Genomic DNA, 23,933 nt, shown 5'->3' on the forward strand with positions numbered 1-23,933 from the left:
ACCAAGAATTCCCGGCAGACCGGGAAAATTTCCCGGGAACAACAATAACCGCCGAGGTAGCCGTCATGACCCAACCCCCACGTCGTCCCTTTTTCGCCGTGAGCCTGGTGCTCAGCGCCATGCTGCTGTCCAGCGCGGCCCTGGCCGCCGTCACCGATGAAGAGATCCTCCAGGACCCGAAGAACCCGCAGCAGATCGTCACCAACGGCCTGGGCGTCCAGGGCCAGCGCTACAGCCCGCTGGACATGCTCAACGTCGATAACGTCAAGGAGCTGCGGCCGGTCTGGGCCTTCTCCTTCGGCGGCGAGAAGCAGCGCGGCCAGCAGGCCCAGCCGCTGATCAAGGACGGGGTGATGTACATGACCGGTTCCTACTCGCGGGTGTTCGCGGTGGACGCGCGCACCGGCAAGAAGCTCTGGCAGTACGACGCGCGCCTGCCGGACGACATCCGCCCGTGCTGCGACGTGATCAACCGCGGCGTGGCGCTGTACGGCGACCTGGTGTTCTTCGGCACCCTGGACGCCAAGCTGGTGGCCCTGAACAAGGACACCGGCAAGGTGGTGTGGAGCAAGAAGGTCGCCGATCACAAAGAGGGTTACTCCATCAGCGCGGCGCCGATGATGGTCAACGGCAAGCTGATCACCGGGGTCGCCGGCGGCGAGTTCGGCGTGGTCGGCAAGATCCAGGCCTACGACCCGAAAAACGGCGAGCTGCTGTGGATGCGCCCCACCGTGGAAGGCCACATGGGCTATGTGTACAAGGACGGCAAGGCCATCGAGAACGGCATTTCCGGTGGCGAGGCGGGCAAGACCTGGCCGGGCGACCTGTGGAAGACCGGCGGCGCGGCGCCGTGGCTTGGCGGCTACTACGACCCGGAAACCAACCTGCTGCTGTTCGGCACCGGCAACCCGGCGCCGTGGAACTCCCACCTGCGCCCTGGCGACAACCTGTATTCCTCGTCGCGCCTGGCCCTGAACCCGGACGACGGCACCATCAAGTGGCACTTCCAGAGCACCCCCCACGACGGCTGGGACTTCGACGGCGTCAACGAGCTGATCTCCTTCAACTACAAGGAGGGCGGCAAGGAGATCAAGGCCGCCGCCACCGCCGACCGCAACGGCTTCTTCTACGTGCTCGATCGCACCAACGGCAAGTTCATCCGCGGCTTCCCCTTTGTCGACAAGATCACCTGGGCCACTGGCCTGGATAAGAACGGCCGGCCGATCTACAACGAGGCCAGCCGCCCTGGCGCCCCGGGTAGCGAAGCCAAGGGCAGCTCGGTGTTCGTCGCCCCGGCCTTCCTCGGCGCCAAGAACTGGATGCCCATGGCCTACAACCGCGACACCGGGCTGTTCTATGTGCCGTCCAACGAATGGGGCATGGACATCTGGAACGAAGGCATCGCCTACAAGAAGGGCGCGGCGTTCCTCGGCGCGGGCTTCACCATCAAGCCGCTGAACGAGGATTACATCGGCGTGCTGCGGGCCATCGACCCGATCAGCGGCAAGGAAGTCTGGCGCCACAAGAACTTCGCGCCGCTGTGGGGCGGGGTGCTGACCACCAAGGGCAACCTGGTGTTCACCGGCACGCCTGAGGGCTTCCTCCAGGCGTTCAACGCCAAGACCGGCGAGAAGGTCTGGGAATTCCAGACCGGCTCCGGGGTCCTGGGCTCGCCCGTGACCTGGGAAATGGACGGCGAGCAGTACGTCTCGGTGCTCTCCGGCTGGGGCGGCGCGGTGCCGCTGTGGGGCGGCGAGGTGGCCAAGCGGGTCAAGGACTTCAACCAGGGCGGCATGCTCTGGACCTTCAAGCTGCCCAAGGACCTGGTGAGCAAACGCTGATCGTAGGCGCCAGCTTGCTGGCGAAGAGGCCCGCAAGAGCGCCTTCATCGGCAAGCCGGCTCCCGCACAGGGCAATCAACCTACGACCAAATGACGAGAGCCCCCCTGCCAACGATGCATTCGTCCGGCACGCGGGGCTCTCTACCATCGAGCCATCGCCTGTCGTGGACAGGCATCGACCAGCAGAGGCCCAGCATGATCTACGCACAACCCGGAACCCCAGGCGCCGTCGTGTCCTTCAAGCCACGCTACGGCAATTTCATCGGTGGCCAGTTCGTGCCGCCGGTGGACGGCCAGTACTTCAGCAACACCTCGCCGGTCAACGGTGAGGTGATCGCCGAATTCCCGCGCTCCACTGCCGCGGACATCGACAAGGCCCTGGACGCCGCCCATGCCGCCGCCGATGCCTGGGGCAAGACCAGCGCCCAGGACCGTTCGCTGGTGCTGCTGAAGATCGCCGACCGCATCGAGCAGAACCTGGAGATCCTCGCGGTCAGCGAAACCTGGGACAACGGCAAGGCCGTGCGCGAAACCCTCAACGCCGACGTGCCCCTGGCCGCCGATCATTTTCGCTACTTCGCCGGTTGCATCCGTGCCCAGGAAGGCGGCGCCGCAGAGATCAACGAACTGACCACCGCCTACCATTTCCACGAACCCCTGGGCGTGGTCGGGCAGATCATCCCGTGGAACTTCCCGCTGCTGATGGCCGCCTGGAAGCTGGCCCCGGCCCTGGCCGCCGGCAACTGCGTGGTGCTCAAGCCCGCCGAGCAGACCCCGCTGTCGATCATGGTCTTCGCCGAGCTGATCGCCGACCTGCTGCCGGCCGGGGTGCTGAACATCGTCCAGGGCTTTGGCCGCGAAGCCGGCGAGGCCCTTGCCACCAGCAAGCGCATCGCCAAGATCGCCTTCACCGGCTCGACTCCGGTGGGCTCGCACATCATGAAGTGCGCCGCCGAGAACATCATTCCGTCCACCGTGGAACTGGGCGGCAAGTCGCCGAACATCTTCTTCGAAGACATCATGCAGGCCGAACCCAAGTTCATCGAAAAGGCCGCCGAAGGCCTGGTGCTGGCGTTCTTCAACCAGGGTGAAGTCTGCACCTGCCCATCCCGGGCCCTGGTCCAGGAGTCGATCTACGAGCCGTTCATGGCCGAGGTGATGAAGAAGATCGTCAAGATCAAGCGCGGCAACCCGCTGGACACCGAGACCATGGTCGGCGCCCAGGCGTCGCAGCAGCAGTACGAGAAGATCCTCTCCTACCTGCAGATCGCCCAGGAGGAGGGCGCCGAGCTGCTCACCGGTGGCGCCGCCGAGCTGTTGGAAGGTGACCTGGCCAGCGGCTATTACATCCAGCCGACCCTGCTCAAGGGCCACAACAAGATGCGCGTGTTCCAGGAAGAGATCTTCGGCCCGGTGGTGGGCGTGACCACCTTCAAGGACGAAGCCGAGGCCCTGGCGATCGCCAACGACAGCGAGTTCGGCCTGGGCGCCGGGCTGTGGACCCGCGACATCAACCGCGCCTACCGCATGGGCCGGGCGATCAAGGCCGGCCGCGTGTGGACCAACTGCTACCACCTGTACCCGGCCCACGCCGCGTTCGGTGGCTACAAGAAATCCGGGGTGGGCCGCGAGACCCACAAGATGATGCTCGACCACTACCAGCAGACCAAGAACCTGCTGGTGAGCTACGACATCAATCCCCTGGGCTTCTTCTAAGGGCAACAACAGGCGCGGTGGTTGGGTGCCGCCGCGCTTGTGCGGGACGGACACGGGGAGGGCTCATGGGTGGGCACCTCCCCGTGTGCGTTGTGGGCGCAGCACCGCCAACCCTGTAGGAGCCAGCTTGCTGGCGAAGAGGCCCGCAAGCCCACCCCCATTTCCCCCTACCAACGCACCCGCCGGTTCGTCCCAAAGTAGCATTCGGCCCCCGCGCTCCCCGTGCATTAATGCCTTTACCGGAATCCCCCGGGACAACAAGAGGCTTGACCCCATGTGGCATAAACCCGCGTACACCGACCTGCGTATCGGCTTTGAAGTGACCATGTACTTCGCCAACCGCTGAGCCGTCCCGCTCCGGCCGGTACTGGTGTCGGCCGGAGCCTTTTGCCCTTCAGGAGCACCTCATGCATATCCGCATTCTCGGGTCCGCGGCGGGCGGCGGTTTTCCCCAGTGGAACTGCAACTGCCGTAACTGTGCCGGCGTGCGCAACGGCACGCTGCGGGCCCGGCGCCGCACCCAGTCGTCCATCGCCCTGAGCGACCATGGCAGCGAGTGGATCCTGTGCAACGCCTCCCCGGACATTCGCCAGCAGCTGGAGTCCTTTCCGGTGCTGCAACCGGCCCGACAGCTTCGGGACACCGCCCTGGCCGGGGTGATCCTGCTGGACAGCCAGATCGACCATTGCACCGGCCTGCTCAGCCTGCGCGAAGGCTGCCCGCATCAGGTCTGGTGCACCGAGATGGTCCACCAGGACCTGTGCAGCGGCTTCCCCCTGTTCAACATGCTCAGCCACTGGAACGGCGGCTTGCAGTGGCAGCCCATCCACCTCGATGGCCGGGAATTCAGCCTGCCGGCCTGCCCGGACATCGCCCTGCGGGCGATTGCCCTGCGCAGCAGCGCGCCGCCGTATTCGCCCCATCGCGGCAACCCGCACCCGGGGGACAATATCGGCCTGTTCATCGAGGACCGGCGCAGCGGCGCCAGCCTGTTCTATGCCCCGGGTCTGGGGCAGGTGGATGAGGCCCTGCTGGGGTGGATGGAGCGCGCCGATTGCCTGCTGGTGGACGGCACCTTGTGGCGCGACGATGAAATGCGCGTCTGTGGCGTCGGCGACAAGCTGGGCAGCGAAATGGGCCATCTGGCGCAAAGCGGCCCCGGCGGCATGCTTGAGGTGCTGGAGCGCTTTCCTCGGGCGCGCAAGGTGCTGATCCACATCAACAACACCAACCCGATCCTCGACGAGGACTCCCCCGAGCGCGCCGAACTGACCCGCCGCGGCATCGAAGTGGCGCATGACGGCATGGACATCCAGCTCTGACCCGCACGCCGCACACCGTAGGAGCCAGCTTGCTGGCGAAGGGGCCCGCAAGACCGCCTTCGCCGGCAAGCCGGCTCCTACAGTGCGTTGGGGGCCGCCAGATCGCCCTCGCCGGCACTCCGGGCCGGATCACCACCACCCAATGGTCGGATTGCTTTCAGCAACGGATGCTTTAGGCTGGCGTTCTTCTCCAGAACAATAAGAAAACAGGCTTCCCCCATGGGCCAGAATCTCAGTCTGCTGCGCAAGTTCGTCTCTCCGGAAATCATCTTTGGCGCCGGTTGCCGGCACAACGTCGGCAACTATGCGAAGACCTTCGGTGCGCGCAAGGTGCTGGTGGTCACCGACCCCGGGGTGATCGCCGCCGGCTGGGTCGCCGATGTCGAGGCCAGCCTGCTGGCCCAGGGCGTCGAGTACTGCCTGTACAGCGCGGTGTCGCCCAACCCGCGGGTGGAGGAGGTGATGCACGGCGCGCAGATCTACCGGGAAAACGCCTGCGATGTGATCGTCGCGGTCGGTGGCGGCAGCCCCATGGATTGCGGCAAGGGCATCGGCATCGTCGCCGCCCACGGGCGCAGTATCCTCGAGTTCGAGGGGGTGGACACCATCCGCATGCCCAGCCCCCCGCTGATCATGATCCCGACCACCGCGGGCACCTCGGCGGATGTCTCGCAGTTCGTGATCATCTCCAACCAGCAGGAGCGGATGAAGTTCTCCATCGTCAGCAAGGCGGTGGTCCCTGATGTGTCGCTGATCGACCCGGAAACCACCCAGGGCATGGACCCCTTCCTGTCCGCCTGCACCGGCATCGACGCCCTGGTGCATGCCATCGAGGCTTTCGTTTCCACCGGCCACGGGCCGCTGACCGATCCCCACGCCCTGGAAGCCATGCGCCTGATCAACGGCAACCTGGTGCAGATGATCGCCAACCCCTCGGACATCGCCCTGCGCGAGAAGATCATGCTCGGCAGCATGCAGGCCGGGCTGGCGTTTTCCAACGCGATCCTCGGCGCGGTGCATGCCATGTCCCACAGCCTGGGGGGCTTTCTCGACCTGCCTCACGGGCTGTGCAACGCGGTGCTGGTGGAGCATGTGGTGGCCTTCAACTACAGCGCGGCGCCGGAGCGCTTCAAGGTGATTGCCGAGACTTTCGGCATCGACTGCCGCGGGCTCAACCAGCGGCAGATCTGCGGGCGCCTGGTGGAGCACCTGATCGCCCTCAAGCGCGCCATCGGCTTCCACGAGACCCTGGGCCTGCATGGGGTCAGCAGCAGCGATATTCCGTTCCTCTCGCAGCACGCAATGGGCGACCCATGCATCCTCACCAACCCTCGTGAATCCAGCCAGCGTGATGTCGAGGTGGTCTATGGCGAGGCCCTCTGACGAACAGCAACGGGCCCTGGCCGGGCTCCTGGGGCTGGGCAACCACTCGGCGCGCAAGAGCCATTACCCGGAACTGGCGGCACGCCTGGAAGACCTGGAAACCGAGCGCAACCGCTACAAGTGGCTGTTCGAGAACGCGGTGCACGGCATCTTCCAGGCCAGCCTGCAGGCCGGCATGCGTGCCGCCAACCCGGCCCTGGCGCGCATGCTGGGGTATCAGGACCCCCAGGAAGTGCTGTTTTCCCTGGCCGACCTGGCGGGCAATCTGTTCGTGGGCGGCGCCGGGGAACTGGCGGCCATCGGCGAGCAGTTGCAGAACCAGCGCAGCCTGCTGGGTTACGAAACCCAGCTGCGGCGCAAGGACGGCAGCAGCATCGATGTGCTGATGAACCTGTTGCTCAAGCCCGACCAGGACGGGCTGGTGGAAGGGTTCGTCGCCGACATCACCGAGCGCAAGCTGGCCCAGCAGCACCTGGAACAGCTCAACGACCAGCTGGAGCAGCGGGTGGCGGCGCGCACCGATGAGTTGCTGGACGCCAACCGCAACCTGCAGCAGCAGATCGCCCGGCGCGAGCGCATCGAGCGCGACCTGCGCGAGGCCCGGGACGCCGCCGAGGCGGCCAACCGCAGCAAGGACAAGTACCTGGCCGCCGCCAGCCACGACCTGCTGCAACCTCTGAATGCCGCACGCCTGCTGATTTCCACCCTGCGCGAGCGCAGCCTGCCGGCCCCGGAGCAACTGCTGGTGGAACGCACCCACCAGGCCCTGGAAGGCGCCGAGGACCTGCTCACCGACCTGCTGGATATTTCCAGGCTCGATCAGGCGGCGGTGAAGCCGGACCTGGCCACCTACCGCCTGGATGAAATGCTCGCGCCCCTGGTTTCCGAGTTCCAGTCGGTGGCCGAGGCGGCGGGGCTGGGGCTGCGAGTGCGCTTCGGTGACTTTGCCCTGTTCACCGACTTGCGGCTGATGACGCGGATCCTGCGCAACTTCCTCAGCAATGCCTGCCGCTACACCGAGCGCGGCAGCATCCTGCTGGCGGCGCGCCGTCGCGGCGACCAGTTGCGGCTGGAGGTGTGGGACACCGGGCGCGGCATTGCCGCCGACCGCCTGGAGTCGATTTTCCTTGAATTCAACCAGCTGGATGTAGGCCGCGCCGCCGACCGCAAAGGGGTGGGCCTGGGGCTGGCGATTGTCGAGCGCATCGCCAAGATCCTCGGCTATCGGGTGCAGGTAGCGTCGCGGCCGGGGCACGGTTCGCGGTTCAGCATCGAGGTACCACTGGCGGCCCGGGTGCCCTTGCCCTTGAGCCAGCAGGCGCCGCAGCCGGGCACCGGCAACCCGCTGCCGGGGCGGCGCCTGCTGGTGCTGGACAACGAGTTGAGCATTCTTGAAAGCATGGCCGCGCTGCTCGGCCAGTGGGGCTGCGAGGTGCTGACCGCCACCGATCAGGCCGCGGCCCTGGAGGTGCTGCAGGGCCGGGCGCCGGAGTTGATCCTGGCGGACTTTCACCTGGATCACGGGGTCACCGGCTGCCAGGTGGTCAGGCGCTTGCGCGAGCATTTCCAACAACCGCTGCCGGCGGTGATCATCACCGCCGACCGCAGCGACCAGTGCCGCCGCGCCTTGCAGCAACTGGGCGCGCCGCTGCTCAACAAACCGGTGAAGCCGGGCAAATTGCGGGCCGTGCTCAGCCAGTTGCTGGGCTAGTGGTGGCAAGGGGGGGCGGCCAAATCGATGCGCCGCGCGGGGCTCAGATGATGCGCAGCATCCACAGCAGGCCCAGGTAGACCGCTGCACCGCCCAGGGGCCAGACCACCAGCAGGCGGGTCTGGCTGAAGAACGACGGCGCTTTGCCCACCAGGGTCGAGTCCTCCAACTGTTGCAGGGTCTTGGCGGGTACGCCTTCCTCGACCGGGGCGTTGAGCTGGGCCTCGATCAGCGGTTCCACTTCCTCGACCTTGCGCATCAGCATCCGGCCTGAGGTGAACAGGGCGGCGCCGACGAAGATCAGCAGGTAGATCAGCAGAAACTTCCAGTGCACGGAGTTGCTCAGGCGGATGAAGTCGGGGGTCGGGCTGTTGTCCCAGAGCCAGTTCAGGGGGCGGGTGTTTTCCCAGACCATGAGGGTGAACTGCTCGATCGGGCGGTTGATGGTGCGCGCCATGGCGGTGTAGCTGTCCAGGCGCCAATGGAGCATTTTCAGGGTCGAGAAAAAGGTCGAGATCAAGGCACCGGTAAACAACAGTGCGCCTGCGGCGATGTACAGCCGGTACTGCAATTGGGCCCTGGTGTAGGTCATGGGTGCTTCCTGCAATGAACAAAAGGGCCGCAATACTATATTCCGTGGCCGCTGGGCGATAGGGGCGCGCCCTGGCTCATCGGTTGCAGCGCTGCAGGTTTGCGCTGGTGCCATGGGCGACACGGGTTATCCTTGAGCCCCCTTCAGGTCGGACGAGTCAGCCCATGCTGGAAGTACAAGGAGTGTTCAAGAGCTATGCCACCCCCCAGGGGCCGCTGGCGGTGCTGCAGGGTGTCGATTTGCACCTGGGGCAGGGCAGCAGCCTGGCGCTGATGGGCGAATCCGGCAGCGGCAAGAGCACCTTGCTGCACCTGGTGGCCGGGCTGGACAGGGTGGATGCCGGCAGTATTCGCATCGGCGTCCAGCGCCTGGAGCGCATGAGCGAAAGCCAGTTGGCCAACTGGCGCCGCACCGAAGTCGGCCTGGTGTTCCAGCAGTTCAACCTGATCGGCAGCTTGCGGGTCGAGGACAACCTGGGCTTCCAGGCGCGCCTGGCCGGGCGCTTCGATCCGCGCTGGCAGGCGCAGTTGGTGGAGCGCCTGGGCCTGGGGGACTTGCTGCGCCGCTACCCCGAACAGTTGTCCGGCGGCCAGCAGCAGCGGGTCGCTTTGGGCCGGGCCCTGGCGTCGAGGCCGGGGCTGTTGCTGGCCGATGAACCCACCGGCAGCCTCGATGAAACCACCAGTGACCAGGTGCTGGATTTGCTGCTGGAACTGCTGGCCGACAGCCCCACCAGTTTGCTGATGGTGACCCACAGCCAGCGCGTGGCCAGCCGTTTGCAACACACCGTGGTCCTGCAGCGTGGCCGCCTGGCCGCAGCGGGCGGGGCCTGAGATGCGGGTGCTGCGTGGCACCTTGCAGGCGCTGTTGAGCCACTGGCGCCAGCACCCGGTGCAGTTCTTCAGTGTGCTCACCGGTTTGTGGCTGGCCACCAGCCTGCTGACTGGGGTCCTGGCCCTCAACAGCCAGGCCCGGGACAGCTATGCCCGGGCCAGCCAGTTGATTGGCGGTGAACCCCAGGCCAGCCTGGGCACGGCCACTGGCGCAAGCTTTGCCCAGCAATGGTTCGTCGACCTGCGCCGGGCCGGCTGGCCGGTGTCGCCGGTGCTGCAAGGGCGGGTGCAGTTGCAGGGCTTCGAGGCGCTGCGCCTGCAACTGATGGGCATCGAGCCTTTGTCCTTGCCCGCCGGTTCCGCAGTGGCCGGCAAGCCACTGGCGATGCAGCAGGTGGTGGAATTCTTCAGCCCGCCGGGGCGTACCTGGGTTGCCCCAGAGACCCTGGCCAGCCTCGGCTACCGCGAGGGCCAGCAGCCCCGGGCCAGCAATGGCCGGCTGCTGCCGCCGTTGCAGGTGCAGGCGGACATGGCCCTGGGGCTGCTGCTGATGGACATCGGCTTTGCCCAGCAGGTACTGGACCAGCCGGGGCAACTGAGCCGCCTGCTGCTGCCCCGGGACTTTGCCGCCCGCGCGCCGCCCTTGCCGGCCGAGCTGGCGGGGCAACTGGTGCTGCATTCGGGCGAATCGGAAAACACCCTGGCGCGCCTGACCGAGAGCTTTCACCTGAACCTGGATGCCTTGGGTTTCCTGTCCTTCGTGGTCGGGCTGTTTATCGTGCATGCCGCCATCGGCCTGGCCCTGGAGCAGCGTCGTGGCCTGCTGCGGACCTTGCGCGCCTGCGGGGTCAGTGCGCGGCTGCTGATCTTCAGCCTGATTCTGGAACTGGGGGCCCTGGCGCTGCTGGGTGGAGTGGCGGGGGTCATCAGCGGCTACCTGCTGGCCGGGCTGCTGCTGCCGGACGTGGCTGCCAGCCTGCGCGGCTTGTACGGCGCCGAGGTGGCGGGGCAGTTGAACCTCAGCCCCGGGTGGTGGTTCAGCGGTATCGGCCTGAGCCTGTTGGGGGCCTTGCTGGCCGGCGCCGCCAGCCTGCTGCGGGCGGCGCGCCTGCCGCTGCTGGCCCTGGCCAACCCCCAGGCCTGGCATCAGGCCCATGCCCGCTGGCTGCGCCGCCAGGGTGCGGTGGCCGTAGTGGCGCTGCTGCTGGCCCTGGCGGCGTGGCAGTGGGGCGACAGCCTGGCCAGCGGCTTTGTGCTGATGGCGGCCTTGCTGCTGGCGGCGGCCCTGGGCCTGCCGGTGCTGCTCGATGCGGTGCTGGGGGCCTTGCTCGGGCGCCGGCGTGGGGTGCTGGGGCAGTGGTTTCTTGCCGATTGCCGCCAGCAACTGCCGGCCCTGAGCCTGGCCCTGATGGCGCTGCTGCTGGCGCTGGCGGCGAATATCGGCGCCGGCAGCATGACGGCAGGGTTTCGCGAAACCTTCAACGACTGGCTGGAGCAACGCCTGAGCGCCGAGTTGTATGTCAATCCGCAGAGCCCGGAGCAGGCCCGGCAGTTGCTGGACTGGTTGCCGCAACAGGCCCAGGTGGCCGCTGTGCTGCCCAGCTGGCAGGTGGCGTTGCAGGTGCAGGGTTGGCCGGCGGACCTGTATGGGGTGATCGACCATCCCAGCTACCGCCAGCACTGGCCGCTCCTGGAAAGCGACGGCGCCGAGCCCTGGGCACAACTGGCGAGCCAGGACACCCTGATGCTCAGTGAACAGCTGGCCCGACGCCTGAAGGTGCGCCCCGGCGACCGCCTGAGCCTGCCGGTGCCCGTCGGGCAGTGGGCGCCCCGGGTGGTGGGGATCTACGCCGACTATGGCAACCCCAAGGGCCACCTGCTGGTGAATGCCGGGCACTTGCTGGCGCATTGGCCAGCGCTGACGCCGAGCCGTTTCAACCTGCGCCTGGCGCCGGGAGCGATGCCCGGGCTGGTCGGCGCCTTGCAACAGCAGTTCGCCCTGGACGACAGCCGGATCATCGATCAGGCCCGGCTCAAGGGCTGGTCTCAGCAGGTCTTCGAACGCACCTTCGCCGCCACCGCCGCCCTCAACAGCCTGACCCTGGGGGTGTCCGGGGTGGCGCTGTTCATCAGCCTGCTGACCCAGAGCCAGAGCCGGCTGGGCCAGCTGGCGCCGCTCTGGGCCCTGGGGGTGGGGCGGCGTCAACTGATGCTGCTGAACCTCGGGCAGACCTGGCTGCTGGCCTTGCTCACCCTGGTCCTGGCGCTGCCGCTGGGCATCCTCCTGGCCTGGTGCCTGGACAGCGTGATCAATGTCCAGGCCTTTGGTTGGCGCCTGCCGTTGCGGGTGTTCCCCGGGCAGCTTCTGCAACTTTTGGGCCTTGCCATGCTGGCGACTCTGTTGGCATCGGCCTGGCCGCTGCTGCGTTTGTACCGCGCGCAACCGGCGGACCTGCTGAGGACTTTTGCCCATGAAGACTGATGTGTTGGGCCGGGCCCTGGCGGGGTTGCTGCTGGCGCTGCTGGCCGGTTGTGAACAGCCCGCCGAGCCGCCCCAGGGTTTCGCCGGCCTGGGCAGCGAGGCCGCGGCCTTCACCCCGGTGCTGCCGGGGCGCAGTTTCAGCTTTCCTGCCGACCACGGTGCCCATGACGGGTTTCGCATCGAGTGGTGGTACCTCACGGCAGACCTGAGCGACGCCCAGGGCCGCCGCTTCGGCGTGCAGTGGACGCTGTTTCGCAGTGCCCTGCGGGCCGCTCCCGAACAGCCGGGCTGGGGCGCGCCGCTGGTGTGGCTGGGCCATGCAGCGGCCACGTCGGCCCAGAGCCACCACGCCGCCGAGCGCTATGCCCGGGGTGGCGTCGGCCAGGCCGGGGTGATCGCGCAGCCGTTCCAGGCCTGGATCGACGACTGGCAGTTGAGCACCCTGAACAGCGCCGGCGACCCCCTGGCGCGGATGCAGGTGCAGGCCGCGGGGCCGGGGTTCGCCTATCGCCTGCAGCTTTCCAGCAGCCGGCCGCTGGTGCTGCAGGGCGAGGGCGGCTACAGCCGCAAGTCCGACCAGGGGCAGGCCTCCTACTACTACAGCCAGCCGTTCTTCCAGGCCGCGGGGGAGTTGCAGATCGATGGCCAGCGCTATCAGGTCAGCGGCCCGGCCTGGCTCGACCGGGAATGGAGCAGCCAGCCCCTGGGCGCCGACCAGAGCGGCTGGGACTGGTTCTCTCTGCACCTGGACAGCGGCGAGCGGCTGATGCTGTTCCGGGTTCGCGAGCGGGACAAGGCGCCCTATATCACCGGCACCTGGATCAGCACCGATGGCCACACCCAGAGCCTGGGCAAGGAGCAGATCCAGTTGCTGCCGCTGGCCCAGTCCAGGGTCCAGGGCCGCAGCCTGCCCACCACCTGGCAACTGAAGATCCCCGCCAAGGGCCTGGATATCACCACTCGGGCCCTGAACCCCCAGGCCTGGATGAACCTGAGCATTCCCTACTGGGAAGGGCCGCTGCAATTCGCTGGCAGCCACAGTGGCAGCGGCTACCTGGAGATGACCGGTTATTGAGGGCGCCGCGACGCTTGCACCCATCCCCCCGGTGAAAGCTGGCAGGGCGTCTATGCTCAAGGGCCTGACTGAAAGTCAGTGTGTTTCTCAACCACAAGGAATGTTCATGATGAAAACCCTCAATACCCTGGCCCGCGCCATCGCCCTGGCCACTGTGCTGGGCACCGCCAGCCTTGCCGCACACGCCGCCGATATCCCGCTGTCCGGGGCCATCGAGGCCGACCAGGTGGTGACCAAGGTCCTGTCGGTGGACGCCGCCAAGCACCAGGTGGTGCTCGAAGGCGCCGGGGGCAAGCCGGTGCATGTGCAATTGAGCGATCAGGCCAAGGACCTGGGCCACCTCAAGGTCGGCGATCAGGTCAAGGTCACGGTCACCCACTCGGTGGTGGCGGTGCTCGACACCGATGTTGAAAAGGGCAAGCCCGATTCCAGCGAAGCCAGCGGCGTGGTCCGCGCTACCGCAGACAACCCCAACCCCGGCGGCGCGGCCTATCGCCAGGTGCAGGTGCAGTTGAAGATCACCGCCATCGACTTGAAGAAAAACCAGCTGACCTTCGAAGGCCCGGCGGGCAACAAGAAAGTGGTGAGCGTGGAGAAACCCGAAGTCCAGCAGCGCCTCAAGGACCTCAAGGTGGGCCAGAGCGTGCTGGTGACCTACACCGACATCCTGCAGGTCAGCACTGCCCACGAAGGCTGAGGGGGCAGGACTGAGCGGGGGAGGCAATGGGCAATCGGGTTAACTGCACTGTGCAGTTTTATTCAGAATCTGCCCACGGACTTTCCCCGCCAGTTGCACTAGAATGCCAACCGTTCGCCCGGTGCAAGGGCTCTTTACCGGTGCAAGGATTGCCAAGGCCAGAGCACTGGGCGAACACCTTTCCCTGTCGCGTCCTGCGACTTTCCCGCTGTACATCACCCTGAATCGACCCTGGCTGGATGCTCCGGCGCGAGCCTGCCGTGCTCGCTCTACAGTGCCACCGGACTCAAGCTGACCTGGCGTGCAAGCAGGCTGACGAAGCCGCCTGGCTGCGCGTGGCCACCCTGCAGCGACAGCAGGACGATGTTCGGACCTATGGCCAGCGCCGCGACAGCCTCGTCTTCCCGGGGCAGCAACTGCCCGGTGACCCGCAGCCCCGCCTGTTCCCGGCTGATGCGTGGCCTGTCCTGGGTCGCGGCCCACAGGTTGTGATCCCAGACAAAATCGTCCTCCAAGCTCAACTCCACCTCATGCACCTGGCCCGTCTGTGGCGGCGTGCCCAGCCATTGGCCCCGGCCTTCGCCGAACGCACTGCTGAAGTTGACCCACAGGCTATGGTCGGCTTCTACATGGAGGGTGTTGAGGGTGATACGCATGGCCAATCCTTTCCTTGGTACTGCGGGTTCAAGAGGCGTCCAGCCGGCTTTCCGGGGGGGCGGCCGGCCTGGATGGCAAGCGGCCACTGCGCTTGTTATTGCACAGTGCGCGGGCCTTCAACAGAATGCGCGATTGCCCGACCGGGACAGGTCGAGGGCGGTGAATGATAGCGGAGATCCTGGATTGATCTGGTTAAAACGTTTGCTCATGTCGGTGGGCGTACTGGCGCTGGTATTGCTGGCGGTGGTCGTGTTCAAGAACGGCTTCTCCACGACGCCGGCCCATGCATTGGCCGAGCACCCTGATGCGCGGTGGCAGGGGGGGGCCGATGGTGGGCATTACATTGAGATCACCCGCTCCGAGCCGCCTTATTTCTTTGTGCAGGTGCGTCATGAAAGTGGCGACTTGTGGGATGAGGGCTGGCTCAAGTACGAGGACGGCGACGCCAGCGCCCTGACCACCGACAAGGTGCTGGCCTTCGACGGTGACGGAGTGATTTACCTGCAGCAACGCAAGGTATTGGCGCCACTGCGCTCCGCGGCCCATTGATGGCCCCCGGCCTTAAGGTTGGGCAGCCCCATCCCCTGTGGCCCCCAGCCCATAGGCATCCCACAACTTGTTGCGGAACTTGTTCTGCGGATCGACCCGGGCCTTCAGCGCCAGGAACTCCCCGGCCCGTGGATAGGCCGCGCGAAACTGCTGGGCCGTGGCGTGGATCTGGTACGGCAGGTAGTAGCTGCCGCCGCGCTCGATGGCCCTGTCCACCAGGGCGCGGGTCCATACGCCGACTTTTTCCCGTTCCTCTGGCGCGGTGCTCTGCTGGTAGTACAGCACCAGGGCGAAGACCTCGGTCTTGGCCCAGGCCAGCAGGGTGCCGGGGTCGGCCTTGGCGTGGCGGATCGACAGGTTGATCACGTTGACCTTGTGCGCCCGCAGGGTCGCGCCCATCTCCTGGACGAAGCTTTCCAGCTGGTCGGGGGGCACGAAGTATTCCTGCAGCACGTAGGTGCGCTTGGCCCGGGAGTCGGGTTCCAGTTCACGCACATCGAGGCTGGCTTCGTGGTTGCGCCAGGACACTTGCGGTTTTTTCAGCACCAGGGGGTCGATCACTTCCTGGCGCAGGGTCTTGCCGCCGGGCCACTGGCTCACCACTTTCAGGGCCTTCTGTTCTTTCCAGTAGTTCTGGTCCAGGGGGGTGAGGCGTTCCTTGACCGTGACCGGCAGGTCGGTCTGGCTGTAGGAAACCGCGCGCAGGGTCTGGTACTGGTCGGGGTAGAGCACGGCGTTGTGCAGGATGACCTTGGGGTTGTTCTGGATCCGGGCCTGGAAGTAGGGGCGGTAGTCCCCCAGGGGCATCTCGTCGACGCTACGCAGCAGGCGCACGTTGTCGCTCAGTTGCAGGGTGGCTTGGACGATCACCCCCAGGCCGCCGTAGCCGCCGATGGCGCCGTAGAACAGGTCGCGGTTGTGCTGCGGGCTGGCGTCCACCACTTGGCCGTCGGCCAGCACCAGCTTGATGGATTTCACCGAGCTCACCAGCGGGCCGTAGCCGATGTAGCGGCCATGGGCGTTGACGCTCAGGGCGCCGCCGACGGTGAAGTTGGCGTAGCTCTGCATGATGCTCACGGACAGGTCGTGGGGGTCGATGTAGTCCTGCACGGCGCGCCAGGTGATGCCCGGCTGCACGGTGATTTCCTTGCGTTCCTTGGAGAAGTCGAGCACCCGGTTGAAGCCGCGCATGTCGATCTGCAAGGCCTGTTCGGTGGCGGTCTGGCCGCCCATGCTGTAGCGCCCGCCACCAATGGCGATGGGGCCGGGGTGCCCGGCCACCAGCTGGACGATCTGCTCCAGGCGGGTGGGGCGCACCACCTGGTCCACCACTATGGGGTTGAGCTGGGTGATGTCGTTGACGGTTTCTGCGGCGTGGGTGGTGAGTGCGCCGCCGAGTGCCGCGCATAAAAACAGGCCGATCGCGAATCTCATTCGCCGTGTCCATCCCTGGTGGTGGCGCGCCGCTGATGGGGGCGCAAGTGGCGGCAGAATAACGCCGCGACGGGTCCATGACCATGGGGGCAGCGCACCGGCTGCAAGGCCGGCATCGGCCCGCGGGCCTGCCCTGCGCCTTAGAGCGCCGGCAGGCCCAGGGTGGCGGCGCAGTGCTCCAGGGAGCGCTGCTGGGTCTGGGCGTAGAGCTGCAGTTCGTCGAGGGTGGGGCGGCCCAGGGCGGCTTCGAACGCCTGGCGGTTGGATTGCCCGGCGTAGTGGCTCTGGCTGTCGTCCCCCAGGTTGGACTGGAAGATCCCGGCGGCGCTGACCGGCAGGAAATCTTCATACACCAGGGGTTCGGCGCTCAGGTGCCCGGCCGCCAGCAGCGCTGCCAGGGTGGTGGGCCGCTGGGGCTGGTTGCGCGCGGCCAGCCCGGTTTCGCTGACGAAGTAGCGAAAGTAGGCCAGGCCCTGTTCGCGCATGGCTGGGTGGCTGTCGGGAAATTTCCTGAAGTGCTCTTGCATCAGTTGGTTGTAGCGTTGGGCATTGGCTTCGTTGGGGAAGTCGCCCAGGGCGTCGCGGGCGGCGTTCAGCAGGCGGTCGTAGAGCTCGCGGCCCTTGGGGGTCAGCGCCGCGCCGCGCTGTTCGATCTCGCCGAAACGCGCGCTGTGGCTGCCCTGGCTCTGGACCTGGTCGGTGAAGGCCACGGATTCCTCCAGGGCCTTGAAGCTGGTCTGGCGCAGCAGGATCGGGCATTCCCGGCGTGGTGGGCCTTCGATCACCGCCTTGGGGGTGATGCCGCGGTCAGGCATCAGCCGTTGCACTTCATCGATGTCCAGGGTACGCGGGGTCAGGTGGTTGATGTGCGGGCCCTTGAAGGCCACCACGTCGGCGATCAGCCGGTGCTGGGCGCTGAGGCTGGCGTACTGGGCGGCGGTCACCGTGGCGTGGTGGTGCCAGCGGAAGGTTTCCAGGGCCTGGCGGATAAAGCGCTCGGCGTCTTCGGCGTCCAGGCCTCCGGCAGCCTCGGCCTGCTGGATCAGTTCCAGCACCTGGGGGGTGAAGATCTGGCGCCGGGCCAGGACCTGTTCGGCAAAGCTGCGCAGCTCCGGGTTGTCGATCAGCTCCAGGCGCAGCAGCGAGGTGAAGACCCGGAACGGGCTGACTTGCAGGGCCGCTTCGTGCACCGCGCGAAAGGCCGTGGAATGCACCGGCACCCCGGCGGGGGTCAGGTCGTAGTAGCCCACCGGCTGCATGCCCATCACCGCGAACAGCCGGGCCAGGGTCGCCAGCTCGGCGGCGCTGCCGACGCGGATCGCGCCGTGGCGCTCCAGGTCCAGGCGCTGCAACTCGCCGCTGCTCTGCAGGTGCCGGGCAAGCGCCGGCTGCCGCTCCAGGACCTGGGCGTTGACTTCGGCCACCAGATCCATCAGGGCGCCGTAGAGCGGCACCTCCTCGCGGTACATGTCCGACATCGCCCGGGAAAATCCCTGGCGGATCAGGTCCGGGCTGACGAAGTGCTGGTTGCTCATGAACAGGCTTCCCGTGGCAGAGGGGCGAGGCGTGAAAGGGCGGGTCGGCCTCGATTCTGCTGGGCCTGCCCGAGGCTGACAAACGAAGTTTCCTCTGAACTTCATTCTGCAAATGAATGCATGAGCGGGCCGCTGTCAGTGCCGCTGGCGTTCCAGGAACTGCTGGTACAGCCGGGCACTGCGCACCGGGCGTTCGACCATGGGCATATGCCCGATGCCCTCCCAGAGTTGCACCTGGGCCTGGGGCAGGCCCTTGGCCCAGACCTGGGCGCTGCTGGGGTGCAGCAGGCGGTCCTCGCGGCCCCAGAGCAGCAGGGTCGGGGCCTGGATCTTCGCCAGCTCGGGCTCCATGGGCGGGCTGGCCTGGAGCTCGGCGAAGATCCGCGCCAGTTGCCCGCGGCGCGCCTGATAGCGTTCGGCGATGGCCGCCAGCACTGCTTCGGGCACCCAGGGCGGGGCGGCCATGGTCAGGCTGTAGAAGTGCTGGAAGTCGGCGCGGGAGCGGACCAGGAAGGGGTTCTTGCCCTGTTCTAGCAGGTGCTGCAGGTCGCTGGTCTCGGGGGCTTCGACGCCGGCCGGGTCGAACAGCGCCAGGCCGCTGATCCGTTGCGGGGCATGGGCGGCCAGCCAGGCGGCGATATAGCCGCCCATGGAGTTGCCGATCACCTGCACCCGCTGGATGCCGCAGGCGTCGAGCAAGCGCAAAAGGCGCTGGGCCTGGGCCGGAACGCGGTAGTCCTGGTGGGCGGCATAGGCGGTTTCGCCATGGCCGCCCAGGTCCGGGATCAGCAACCGGTAGTCGCGGTTGAAGTGCCGGGCAAAACGCAGCCAGATGCTCTTGTCCGCGCTCAGGCCGTGCAGCAGCAGGATCACCGGCGCCTGGGCCGGGCCGCCCTGGTAGGTCATCAGGGTCTCTTCGCCGATCTGCACCGGGACTTTCTGCAGCCGGTACAGGCGTGCTTCCAGGGCCACGCTGGCGTCGTACAGCAGGTGGCCGATGCGCGGGTAGGTGCGGTAGCACCAGAGTGCGGCAAGAAGCAGCAGGACCAGGATCACCAGCATCGGCGGCCTCCAGGGGCAGGGTGGATCGGCTCAGGGGCGGCGCGCGCCGTGCTCGCCACTGCGAAGTCGGTTATCGGCCGCCCCTCAGTTATAGCCAAATATTCCCCACCTGCTGGCGCTGGCAGGCCGAAACTGGGCGTTGGCAGTGATGGCGCTTTGAAACGCGACTGATAGACTTTCACCGGTTGCTTGCCACCCGCTCGTTCCACCTTTACCCATTGCTGATCGGAGGCGACTTGCTCCCTGCGCAGGACACCAGAGGGAAGGGACTGTCATTGGCCAGGAGGCTTTATCGGTCACGGACCCTGGGCCTGGCCCTGGGGTTTTTCTGCGTGGCCGCGGGGATGGCGCCCCTGCAACCGGCGCCCTGGGTCTGGGGCTTCATGCTGTTCAATGCATTTGCCTGGCCGCACCTGGCCTACCAATGGGCGCGGCTGGCCCGGGTGCCGTTTCGTGCCGAGTACCGCAACCTGCTGGTGGATTCGCTGCTGGGGGGCTTCTGGGTCGGCGCCATGCACTTCAATCCGCTGCCGCTGGCCACCACCCTGGGGATGATGGCCATGAACAACATGGCCCTGGGCGGGTTACGTTTCTTCCTCGCCGGCAGTGCGGCCCAAGTGCTGGGCATGGGCGTTGCCCTGTGGCTGTTCGGGCCGGCGTTTGTCGCCCAGACCACCCCCGAGCAGGTGTATGCCTGCCTGCCGATGCTGACCCTGTACCCGCTGGCCCTGGGCTACATCTGCTATCAGCAGGCGGTGACCCTGGGCCGGCACAAGCGCGAGCTGCTGGCCCTGAGCCGCACCGACAGCCTGACCGGGCTGCTCAACCATGGCGCCTGGAAGGACCAGTTGGAGATCGAGTTCCAGCGCTGCAAGCGCCAGGCCCATGGTGGCGCCATCGCCCTGATCGACATCGACCACTTCAAGGCCATCAATGACACCTACGGCCATGTGGCCGGGGATGTGGTGCTGCGCCAGTTGAGCAAGCTGCTGCGCCAGAACCTGCGGGTCAGCGACCAGGCCGGGCGTTATGGCGGCGACGAGTTCTGCGTGATCCTGCCGGACGTGCCCCTGGCCCATGCCGCCGAACTGATGGAGGCCCTGCGCGGTCGTTTTGGGGCCCTGGGCTATGAACAGAGCCCGGCGCTGCAGGTCAGCCTGAGCATCGGCCTGGCGGCCTTCAACCCCCTGCACGACGACGCCATGGGCTGGCTCAACGATGCCGACCAGGCCCTGTATGCGGCCAAGACCTGCGGCCGCAACAACGTCACCTGCCACCCGCCGGAGCAGCCGTCCAGGCGTTTGCTCAACTCCCTGTAGCCGCTGTTCCTTGTGTCCCGCGAAGGCGTCTGTGGGTACGCCGCGGGGTCGGGGGTGTTCCCTTCGCCGGCAAGCCGGCTCCTGCGGGGGTGGGGGTCAGTCGTGGGTGGGGTGCAGGCGCCGGGCCAGTTCCAGGGCGGTGCGGCCGCTGGCGATGCCCGGCACCAGTCGGGCGAAGGGGATGTCGATCAGCCGGTCTTCGCGCACTGCGCGCAATCGCGACAGCACAGGGTCGCTGTGCAGCAGCTGGCGTTTGCGCCGGGCCGGTGACCACAGGGCGTCGGCCAGGAGCATGGCGTCGGGGTCGTTGGCCAGCAGGGTCTCGCTGTCCACGGTCAGGCGCGGGCGGTCGATGGCGGCAAAGCTGTTGCGCGCACCGGCCGCTTGCAGCAGCACGCCGACAAACCCGCGCTGGCCCTGGCTGGCCAGGCCGTTGACTTCGCTGTCCAGGTAGAACACCGAAGGCGTCGGGCGCCCGCGGTACAGGGCCGCGGCGGCCTCCAGGTCGGCATCCATCTGGCCCACCAGTTGCTGCGCGCGGGCCTCCTGGCGCAGCAGCCGGCCCAGGGTCAGCAGGTCGCGGCGGATATGCCCGAAGTAGTCCTGGTCATGCCCGGCGCAGGCCGATTCCAGCAGGTAGCTGCCCACGCCTATGGCCCCCAGGCGTTGCCGGGAGCTGAAGTTTTCCGGGAAGGCCGAGGCGAAGCCGCCCACCACCAGGTCGGGTTTCAGGCTGTAGAGCACTTCTGCCGACGGGTACTGGCGAGCGATGACCGGCACGCCGTGGTAAAGCCCTTCGGCCTGGGCCTGGCCATCGTCGTCCAGATAGGCGACGCCGATCATCGACGGCCCGGCACCCAGGGCCAGCAGCAGGTCGGCGCTGTGCTGGTTGAGGGCGACGATGCGCTGGGGCGGGCCGTCCACCGTCCAGGTCCGGCCACAGTTCTGGTAGCTGTGCGCCAGGGCCGGCAGGGCCGCCAGCCACAGCAGCAGGCCGAGCAGTCTGCTAGGCATCCGCGGTTCCTCCGTAGGGCGCGGGAATCCGTAGATCCGCCACCGGTTCGCCCTGGACCAGGTGCTGCTGGACCAGGCGCAGCACCTCGCCGTCATCGCGCACCCGGTACCAGCAGCCGTCCGGGTGCACGGTGAGTACCGGCCCCAGGTTGCACGGGAACTGGCAGGCGGTGCGGGTCAGCAGCACGCCACCGGGCGTCTCCATGTGCTCCAGGCGCAGCAGTTCGCGGCGCAGGGTCTTCCACAGCGCCAGGGCGCCGCGCCGCACGCAGCGCGGGCCGGTGCACAGGAACACCTGGCGGGCATGGGGCGGCACCCGCGACCAGTCCGGGTCGCTCTGCACCGCGTTGACGTTGTCGCAGGCCAGGTGGCGCTCGCGCTGGCCGATGCTGGCGCAGGCCAGGGCCGCGTCCAGCCCGCGCCGGCCCAGGGCCTGGGCGGTGATCCACAGCCGCGGTGCCTGGGGGTGGGCCTGGGCCAGGCGCCCCAGCTCATCGCGCAGCCAGTCCAGGTAGGCACTGTCGGAGCTGGGTTCCAGGTCCACCACCAGCAGCTTCGCGCCGTCCTCGGGCAGGGCTTCGCCCAGCGCCGCCCAGAGGCTGTCGAAGCCGTCCAGGGTGTCGATCACCCGGGTGTCGGCGCCGTCGCCGCGCAGGGCCTCGAGCTCCTTGCGAAAGGCTTCGCCGAGGGCGCCGCCGTGCAGGCCGGGGCCGACGAACAGCACCCGTTGATAGTTCTCATGCATGTCGGTCGGCCTCAGAAGCGGTAGGTGTAGCGCACTTCGGTGGTGAAGGGGCGCCCCAGGTTGTCCACCGAGGGCGAGGTGCTGGTCATGCTGGTGCTGTAGTCGCGGTCGAACAGGTTCTCCACCAGTAGGCTCAGGCGGTGCTGCTGGGCCGTATCCAGGTAGCGATAGGCATCGGCGTCGACCACCGAATAGTGGCCGTAGTCGACGTTCTTTGGGCTGTCGATCTGGCCGATGTAGCGGACCGCACCACCCACGCCCCACATCCGGTCCGGGGCTTCGAAGCCCAGCCGCGAACGGGCGAAGAAACCGGGGATGTTGCTCAGGGTCACGCCGTTGCGCGACTCCACCAGGTTGCGGGTCATGTCCGCCTGCAGGGTCCATTGCGGGCTGAACTGCCAGCGCCCGTCGAGTTCGATGCCGCGCACCTTGATCCGGCCCTGGCCGTTGCTCCAGACATCGTTGGCGTCGAGGGTGATCAGGTCGTCGATCTTGCGGTGGAAGGCGCTGACGCTGGCGTTGAATTCGCCGGCCAGCAGGCTGCCCTTGTAGTCCAGGCCGAGCTCGGCATTGAGGCTCTTTTCCGGCTTGAGGTCGGGGTTGCCTTTTTCGTAGTCCTCGTTGGCGTACAGCTGCTCGGCGTTGGGCAGCTTGAAGGCGCTGCCGTACTGGCCGCGCAGTTGCCAGTGGGGCGTCAGGTCGTAGAGCGAGGTGAGCATGCCCACGGTGGCGCTCTCGCCGCCGCTGATTTTCTCGTGGCGCACGCCCAGGCTCGGGTGCCAGTCGGGCAGGGCGTCGAACACCGGGCGCAGTTGGGTGTACAGGGCATTGGCCTGGGCCTGCTTGTTATCGATCTTGAGCACGTCGTCCTGGCCCTTGAACCATTGGTTGTCGGTGCCCAATACCAGCACGTGGCCGCCGTCCAGCTCGGCCTTGCCCTCGGCCTGCAGGCCCCAGTCGGTGAAGCCCCAGTAGTCGTTGTGGTTGCGCACCTTGAGGCTGGCGTCGTCGAGGCTGTCGATCCTGGTGTAGCGGGTGTCCCAGTCGTTGACATGGCCCTTGACGAAGTAGCTGAAGCCTTCGTCCAGGCGCTGCTCGAAGGTCGCGGTGGCGATCTGCTGGATGCGGTCGTTGGTGGTTTTCCGGTTGTTCACCGGGCGGGCGAAATCCAGGTTGGCGTCGCTGTACTGGTAGAACAGTTCCAGCCGCGAAGCGTCGCCAAGGCCCTGGATCGCCTTGGCGCCGAAGGTGGTCACTTCATAGCTGCGTTTCTTGTCCCGGGTGTTGGCGTTGTAGGCGCTGTTGCGAAATGGCTGGTAGCCATCGGAGACGTTGTGGCTGACATAGGCCAACAGCCCGAGCTCGCCCAGGCCGTTGCTGAGGATCTGCTCGGCGCGGGCGTCGCCGCTCCTGCCCATGAAACTGTCCAGGCCCAGGTTGACCTCGCCGGAGACGTCGCGGGTCTGCGGGCTGCGTGTGACGATGTTGATCACCCCGGACACCGCCTGTGTACCGAACAGCAGGCTCTGGCCACCCTTGAGCACCTCGATGCGCTCGATGGCGTTGGCCGGCAGGGTATCCAGGTACAGGCCGCCGTACAGGCGGTTGTTCAGGCGCACGCCGTCCAGCAGGATCAGGGTGTCGTCGTTGCGCCCGCCCAGCAGGGAATAGGTGCCGTAGTCGAAGGGGCCATTCTTGGGCGCCACATACAGCCCCGGCACGTACATCTGCAGGACCCGGGTGATGTCGCTGCTGGGGCCGGCGCGTTCGATCTGCTGGCGGTCGATGATCTCCACCTTGCTGCCGTACCGGGCCATTTCGGCCACCGTGGTGGACTCCACCGAGGGGGCGGAAACAAATTGCCGGTCCAGCGTCAGGGGGCTGTCGTCCGCCAGCAGCAGGGGGCTGAACAGGCAGCCGAGCAGGGCGCCGCTCATGGTGCGGCCAGGTGCACGCCAGTCGCGTG

At 67.1% G+C, this 23,933-nt stretch carries 20 protein-coding genes; 12 read left to right on the plus strand and 8 right to left on the minus strand.

The features are described 5' to 3' along the window. Window positions 1–65: 65 nt before the first annotated feature. From pedH to AC1RMG_RS01240, 6 genes are all read left to right on the plus strand, one after another. On the plus strand, window positions 66–1,841 hold the full coding sequence (gene pedH, locus AC1RMG_RS01215; RefSeq protein WP_123430379.1) for a PQQ-dependent alcohol dehydrogenase PedH: 1,776 nt from the start codon (window positions 66–68) through the stop codon (window positions 1,839–1,841). A 195-nt stretch (window positions 1,842–2,036) separates the two neighbouring features. Then, entirely contained in the window at window positions 2,037–3,557 is a 1,521-nt protein-coding gene (exaC, locus tag AC1RMG_RS01220) for an acetaldehyde dehydrogenase ExaC (RefSeq protein WP_015635021.1), read from the plus strand. Window positions 3,558–3,831: 274 nt separating this feature from the next. Next, window positions 3,832–3,903 (plus strand): pyrroloquinoline quinone precursor peptide PqqA, encoded by a 72-nt coding sequence (gene pqqA, locus AC1RMG_RS01225; protein ID WP_011060521.1) that lies wholly within the window; start codon window positions 3,832–3,834, stop codon window positions 3,901–3,903. A 61-nt stretch (window positions 3,904–3,964) separates the two neighbouring features. Next, on the plus strand, window positions 3,965–4,879 hold the full coding sequence (pqqB, locus tag AC1RMG_RS01230; RefSeq protein WP_493168054.1) for a pyrroloquinoline quinone biosynthesis protein PqqB: 915 nt from the start codon (window positions 3,965–3,967) through the stop codon (window positions 4,877–4,879). A 219-nt stretch (window positions 4,880–5,098) separates the two neighbouring features. Continuing rightward, window positions 5,099–6,262 carry an alcohol dehydrogenase-like regulatory protein ErcA gene (gene ercA / locus AC1RMG_RS01235; protein ID WP_011060523.1) on the plus strand — a complete coding sequence of 388 codons (1,164 nt, stop codon included), beginning with the start codon at window positions 5,099–5,101 and terminating at the stop codon, window positions 6,260–6,262. Further along, a complete protein-coding gene (locus tag AC1RMG_RS01240) occupies window positions 6,246–7,973 on the plus strand; it encodes a PAS domain-containing hybrid sensor histidine kinase/response regulator (protein WP_015635023.1) in 1,728 nt (575 codons plus the stop codon). The genes ercA and AC1RMG_RS01240 overlap by 17 nt, the downstream gene beginning before the upstream one ends. Window positions 7,974–8,016: 43 nt before the next feature. Here the strand turns inward: AC1RMG_RS01240 and AC1RMG_RS01245 are convergent, their stop codons facing one another. After that, window positions 8,017–8,565 (minus strand): YniB family protein, encoded by a 549-nt coding sequence (locus AC1RMG_RS01245; protein WP_401019308.1) that lies wholly within the window; start codon window positions 8,563–8,565, stop codon window positions 8,017–8,019. Between the two features lie 164 nt (window positions 8,566–8,729). Here AC1RMG_RS01245 and AC1RMG_RS01250 point away from each other — a divergent pair, with 164 nt between their 5' ends. The 4 genes from AC1RMG_RS01250 to AC1RMG_RS01265 all read left to right on the plus strand — a co-directional run bounded on the left by AC1RMG_RS01250 (window position 8,730) and on the right by AC1RMG_RS01265 (window position 13,652). Continuing rightward, window positions 8,730–9,398: an ABC transporter ATP-binding protein gene (locus tag AC1RMG_RS01250; RefSeq protein ID WP_125063907.1), complete on the plus strand. Its 669-nt coding sequence runs from the start codon at window positions 8,730–8,732 to the stop codon at window positions 9,396–9,398. 1 nt (window position 9,399) lies between these two features. After that, window positions 9,400–11,880 (plus strand): ABC transporter permease, encoded by a 2,481-nt coding sequence (locus AC1RMG_RS01255; protein WP_493168057.1) that lies wholly within the window; start codon window positions 9,400–9,402, stop codon window positions 11,878–11,880. Continuing rightward, a complete protein-coding gene (locus AC1RMG_RS01260) occupies window positions 11,870–12,955 on the plus strand; it encodes a lipocalin-like domain-containing protein (protein ID WP_019093658.1) in 1,086 nt (361 codons plus the stop codon). The genes AC1RMG_RS01255 and AC1RMG_RS01260 overlap by 11 nt, the downstream gene beginning before the upstream one ends. A gap of 109 nt (window positions 12,956–13,064) precedes the next feature. Further along, the gene (locus AC1RMG_RS01265; RefSeq protein WP_026020035.1) at window positions 13,065–13,652 is read left to right on the plus strand and encodes a hypothetical protein; all 588 of its coding nucleotides are present in this window, start codon (window positions 13,065–13,067) and stop codon (window positions 13,650–13,652) included. A gap of 269 nt (window positions 13,653–13,921) precedes the next feature. Here the strand turns inward: AC1RMG_RS01265 and AC1RMG_RS01270 are convergent, their stop codons facing one another. Then, window positions 13,922–14,308, minus strand: coding sequence for a hypothetical protein (locus AC1RMG_RS01270; protein ID WP_053150494.1), 387 nt, complete (start codon window positions 14,306–14,308; stop codon window positions 13,922–13,924). Between the two features lie 184 nt (window positions 14,309–14,492). Between AC1RMG_RS01270 and AC1RMG_RS01275 the strand changes: the two genes are divergently transcribed. Beyond that, window positions 14,493–14,858 carry a hypothetical protein gene (locus AC1RMG_RS01275; RefSeq protein WP_368995639.1) on the plus strand — a complete coding sequence of 122 codons (366 nt, stop codon included), beginning with the start codon at window positions 14,493–14,495 and terminating at the stop codon, window positions 14,856–14,858. A gap of 12 nt (window positions 14,859–14,870) precedes the next feature. Here the strand turns inward: AC1RMG_RS01275 and AC1RMG_RS01280 are convergent, their stop codons facing one another. From AC1RMG_RS01280 to AC1RMG_RS01290, 3 genes are all read right to left on the minus strand, one after another. Further along, on the minus strand, window positions 14,871–16,292 hold the full coding sequence (locus tag AC1RMG_RS01280; RefSeq protein WP_493168060.1) for an FAD-binding oxidoreductase: 1,422 nt from the start codon (window positions 16,290–16,292) through the stop codon (window positions 14,871–14,873). Between the two features lie 140 nt (window positions 16,293–16,432). Then, window positions 16,433–17,827, minus strand: a complete 1,395-nt coding sequence (gene hglS / locus AC1RMG_RS01285) for a 2-oxoadipate dioxygenase/decarboxylase HglS (RefSeq protein ID WP_493168062.1) — start codon at window positions 17,825–17,827, stop codon at window positions 16,433–16,435. Between the two features lie 135 nt (window positions 17,828–17,962). After that, a complete protein-coding gene (locus AC1RMG_RS01290; RefSeq protein ID WP_011060534.1) occupies window positions 17,963–18,889 on the minus strand; it encodes an alpha/beta fold hydrolase in 927 nt (308 codons plus the stop codon). A gap of 236 nt (window positions 18,890–19,125) precedes the next feature. Between AC1RMG_RS01290 and AC1RMG_RS01295 the strand changes: the two genes are divergently transcribed. Continuing rightward, the gene (locus AC1RMG_RS01295; protein WP_050783808.1) at window positions 19,126–20,208 is read left to right on the plus strand and encodes a diguanylate cyclase; all 1,083 of its coding nucleotides are present in this window, start codon (window positions 19,126–19,128) and stop codon (window positions 20,206–20,208) included. Window positions 20,209–20,304: 96 nt separating this feature from the next. Here AC1RMG_RS01295 and AC1RMG_RS01300 read toward each other — a convergent pair whose 3' ends face one another. From AC1RMG_RS01300 to AC1RMG_RS01310, 3 genes are read right to left on the minus strand one after another with little or no spacing between them, the layout of a single operon-like run. Beyond that, on the minus strand, window positions 20,305–21,222 hold the full coding sequence (locus tag AC1RMG_RS01300) for an ABC transporter substrate-binding protein (protein WP_015635034.1): 918 nt from the start codon (window positions 21,220–21,222) through the stop codon (window positions 20,305–20,307). Beyond that, window positions 21,215–21,967, minus strand: coding sequence for a (2Fe-2S) ferredoxin domain-containing protein (locus AC1RMG_RS01305; RefSeq protein WP_053150508.1), 753 nt, complete (start codon window positions 21,965–21,967; stop codon window positions 21,215–21,217). The genes AC1RMG_RS01300 and AC1RMG_RS01305 overlap by 8 nt, the downstream gene beginning before the upstream one ends. An 11-nt stretch (window positions 21,968–21,978) precedes the next feature. Further along, entirely contained in the window at window positions 21,979–23,904 is a 1,926-nt protein-coding gene (locus AC1RMG_RS01310; RefSeq protein WP_210458827.1) for a TonB-dependent receptor plug domain-containing protein, read from the minus strand. Window positions 23,905–23,933: the final 29 nt, after the last annotated feature.

The organism is Pseudomonas sp. GW822-FHT04H02, assembly GCF_058800645.1.

Bases quoted from the DNA above. Each gene is read 5' to 3' on its own strand.
- AC1RMG_RS01265 (WP_026020035.1), top strand. From the start codon at position 13,065: ATGAAAACCCTCAATACCCTGGCCCGCGCCATCGCCCTGGCCACTGTG.
- AC1RMG_RS01300 (WP_015635034.1), bottom strand. From the start codon at position 21,222: ATGCCTAGCAGACTGCTCGGCCTGCTGCTGTGGCTGGCGGCCCTGCCG.
- hglS (WP_493168062.1), bottom strand. From the start codon at position 17,827: ATGAGCAACCAGCACTTCGTCAGCCCGGACCTGATCCGCCAGGGATTT.
- AC1RMG_RS01250 (WP_125063907.1), top strand. From the start codon at position 8,730: ATGCTGGAAGTACAAGGAGTGTTCAAGAGCTATGCCACCCCCCAGGGG.
- AC1RMG_RS01270 (WP_053150494.1), bottom strand. From the start codon at position 14,308: ATGCGTATCACCCTCAACACCCTCCATGTAGAAGCCGACCATAGCCTG.
- AC1RMG_RS01255 (WP_493168057.1), top strand. From the start codon at position 9,400: ATGCGGGTGCTGCGTGGCACCTTGCAGGCGCTGTTGAGCCACTGGCGC.
- ercA (WP_011060523.1), top strand. From the start codon at position 5,099: ATGGGCCAGAATCTCAGTCTGCTGCGCAAGTTCGTCTCTCCGGAAATC.
- AC1RMG_RS01240 (WP_015635023.1), top strand. From the start codon at position 6,246: ATGGCGAGGCCCTCTGACGAACAGCAACGGGCCCTGGCCGGGCTCCTG.
- AC1RMG_RS01280 (WP_493168060.1), bottom strand. From the start codon at position 16,292: ATGAGATTCGCGATCGGCCTGTTTTTATGCGCGGCACTCGGCGGCGCA.
- AC1RMG_RS01245 (WP_401019308.1), bottom strand. From the start codon at position 8,565: ATGACCTACACCAGGGCCCAATTGCAGTACCGGCTGTACATCGCCGCA.
- exaC (WP_015635021.1), top strand. From the start codon at position 2,037: ATGATCTACGCACAACCCGGAACCCCAGGCGCCGTCGTGTCCTTCAAG.
- pedH (WP_123430379.1), top strand. From the start codon at position 66: ATGACCCAACCCCCACGTCGTCCCTTTTTCGCCGTGAGCCTGGTGCTC.
- AC1RMG_RS01260 (WP_019093658.1), top strand. From the start codon at position 11,870: ATGAAGACTGATGTGTTGGGCCGGGCCCTGGCGGGGTTGCTGCTGGCG.
- AC1RMG_RS01290 (WP_011060534.1), bottom strand. From the start codon at position 18,889: ATGCTGGTGATCCTGGTCCTGCTGCTTCTTGCCGCACTCTGGTGCTAC.
- AC1RMG_RS01305 (WP_053150508.1), bottom strand. From the start codon at position 21,967: ATGCATGAGAACTATCAACGGGTGCTGTTCGTCGGCCCCGGCCTGCAC.
- AC1RMG_RS01310 (WP_210458827.1), bottom strand. From the start codon at position 23,904: ATGAGCGGCGCCCTGCTCGGCTGCCTGTTCAGCCCCCTGCTGCTGGCG.
- pqqB (WP_493168054.1), top strand. From the start codon at position 3,965: ATGCATATCCGCATTCTCGGGTCCGCGGCGGGCGGCGGTTTTCCCCAG.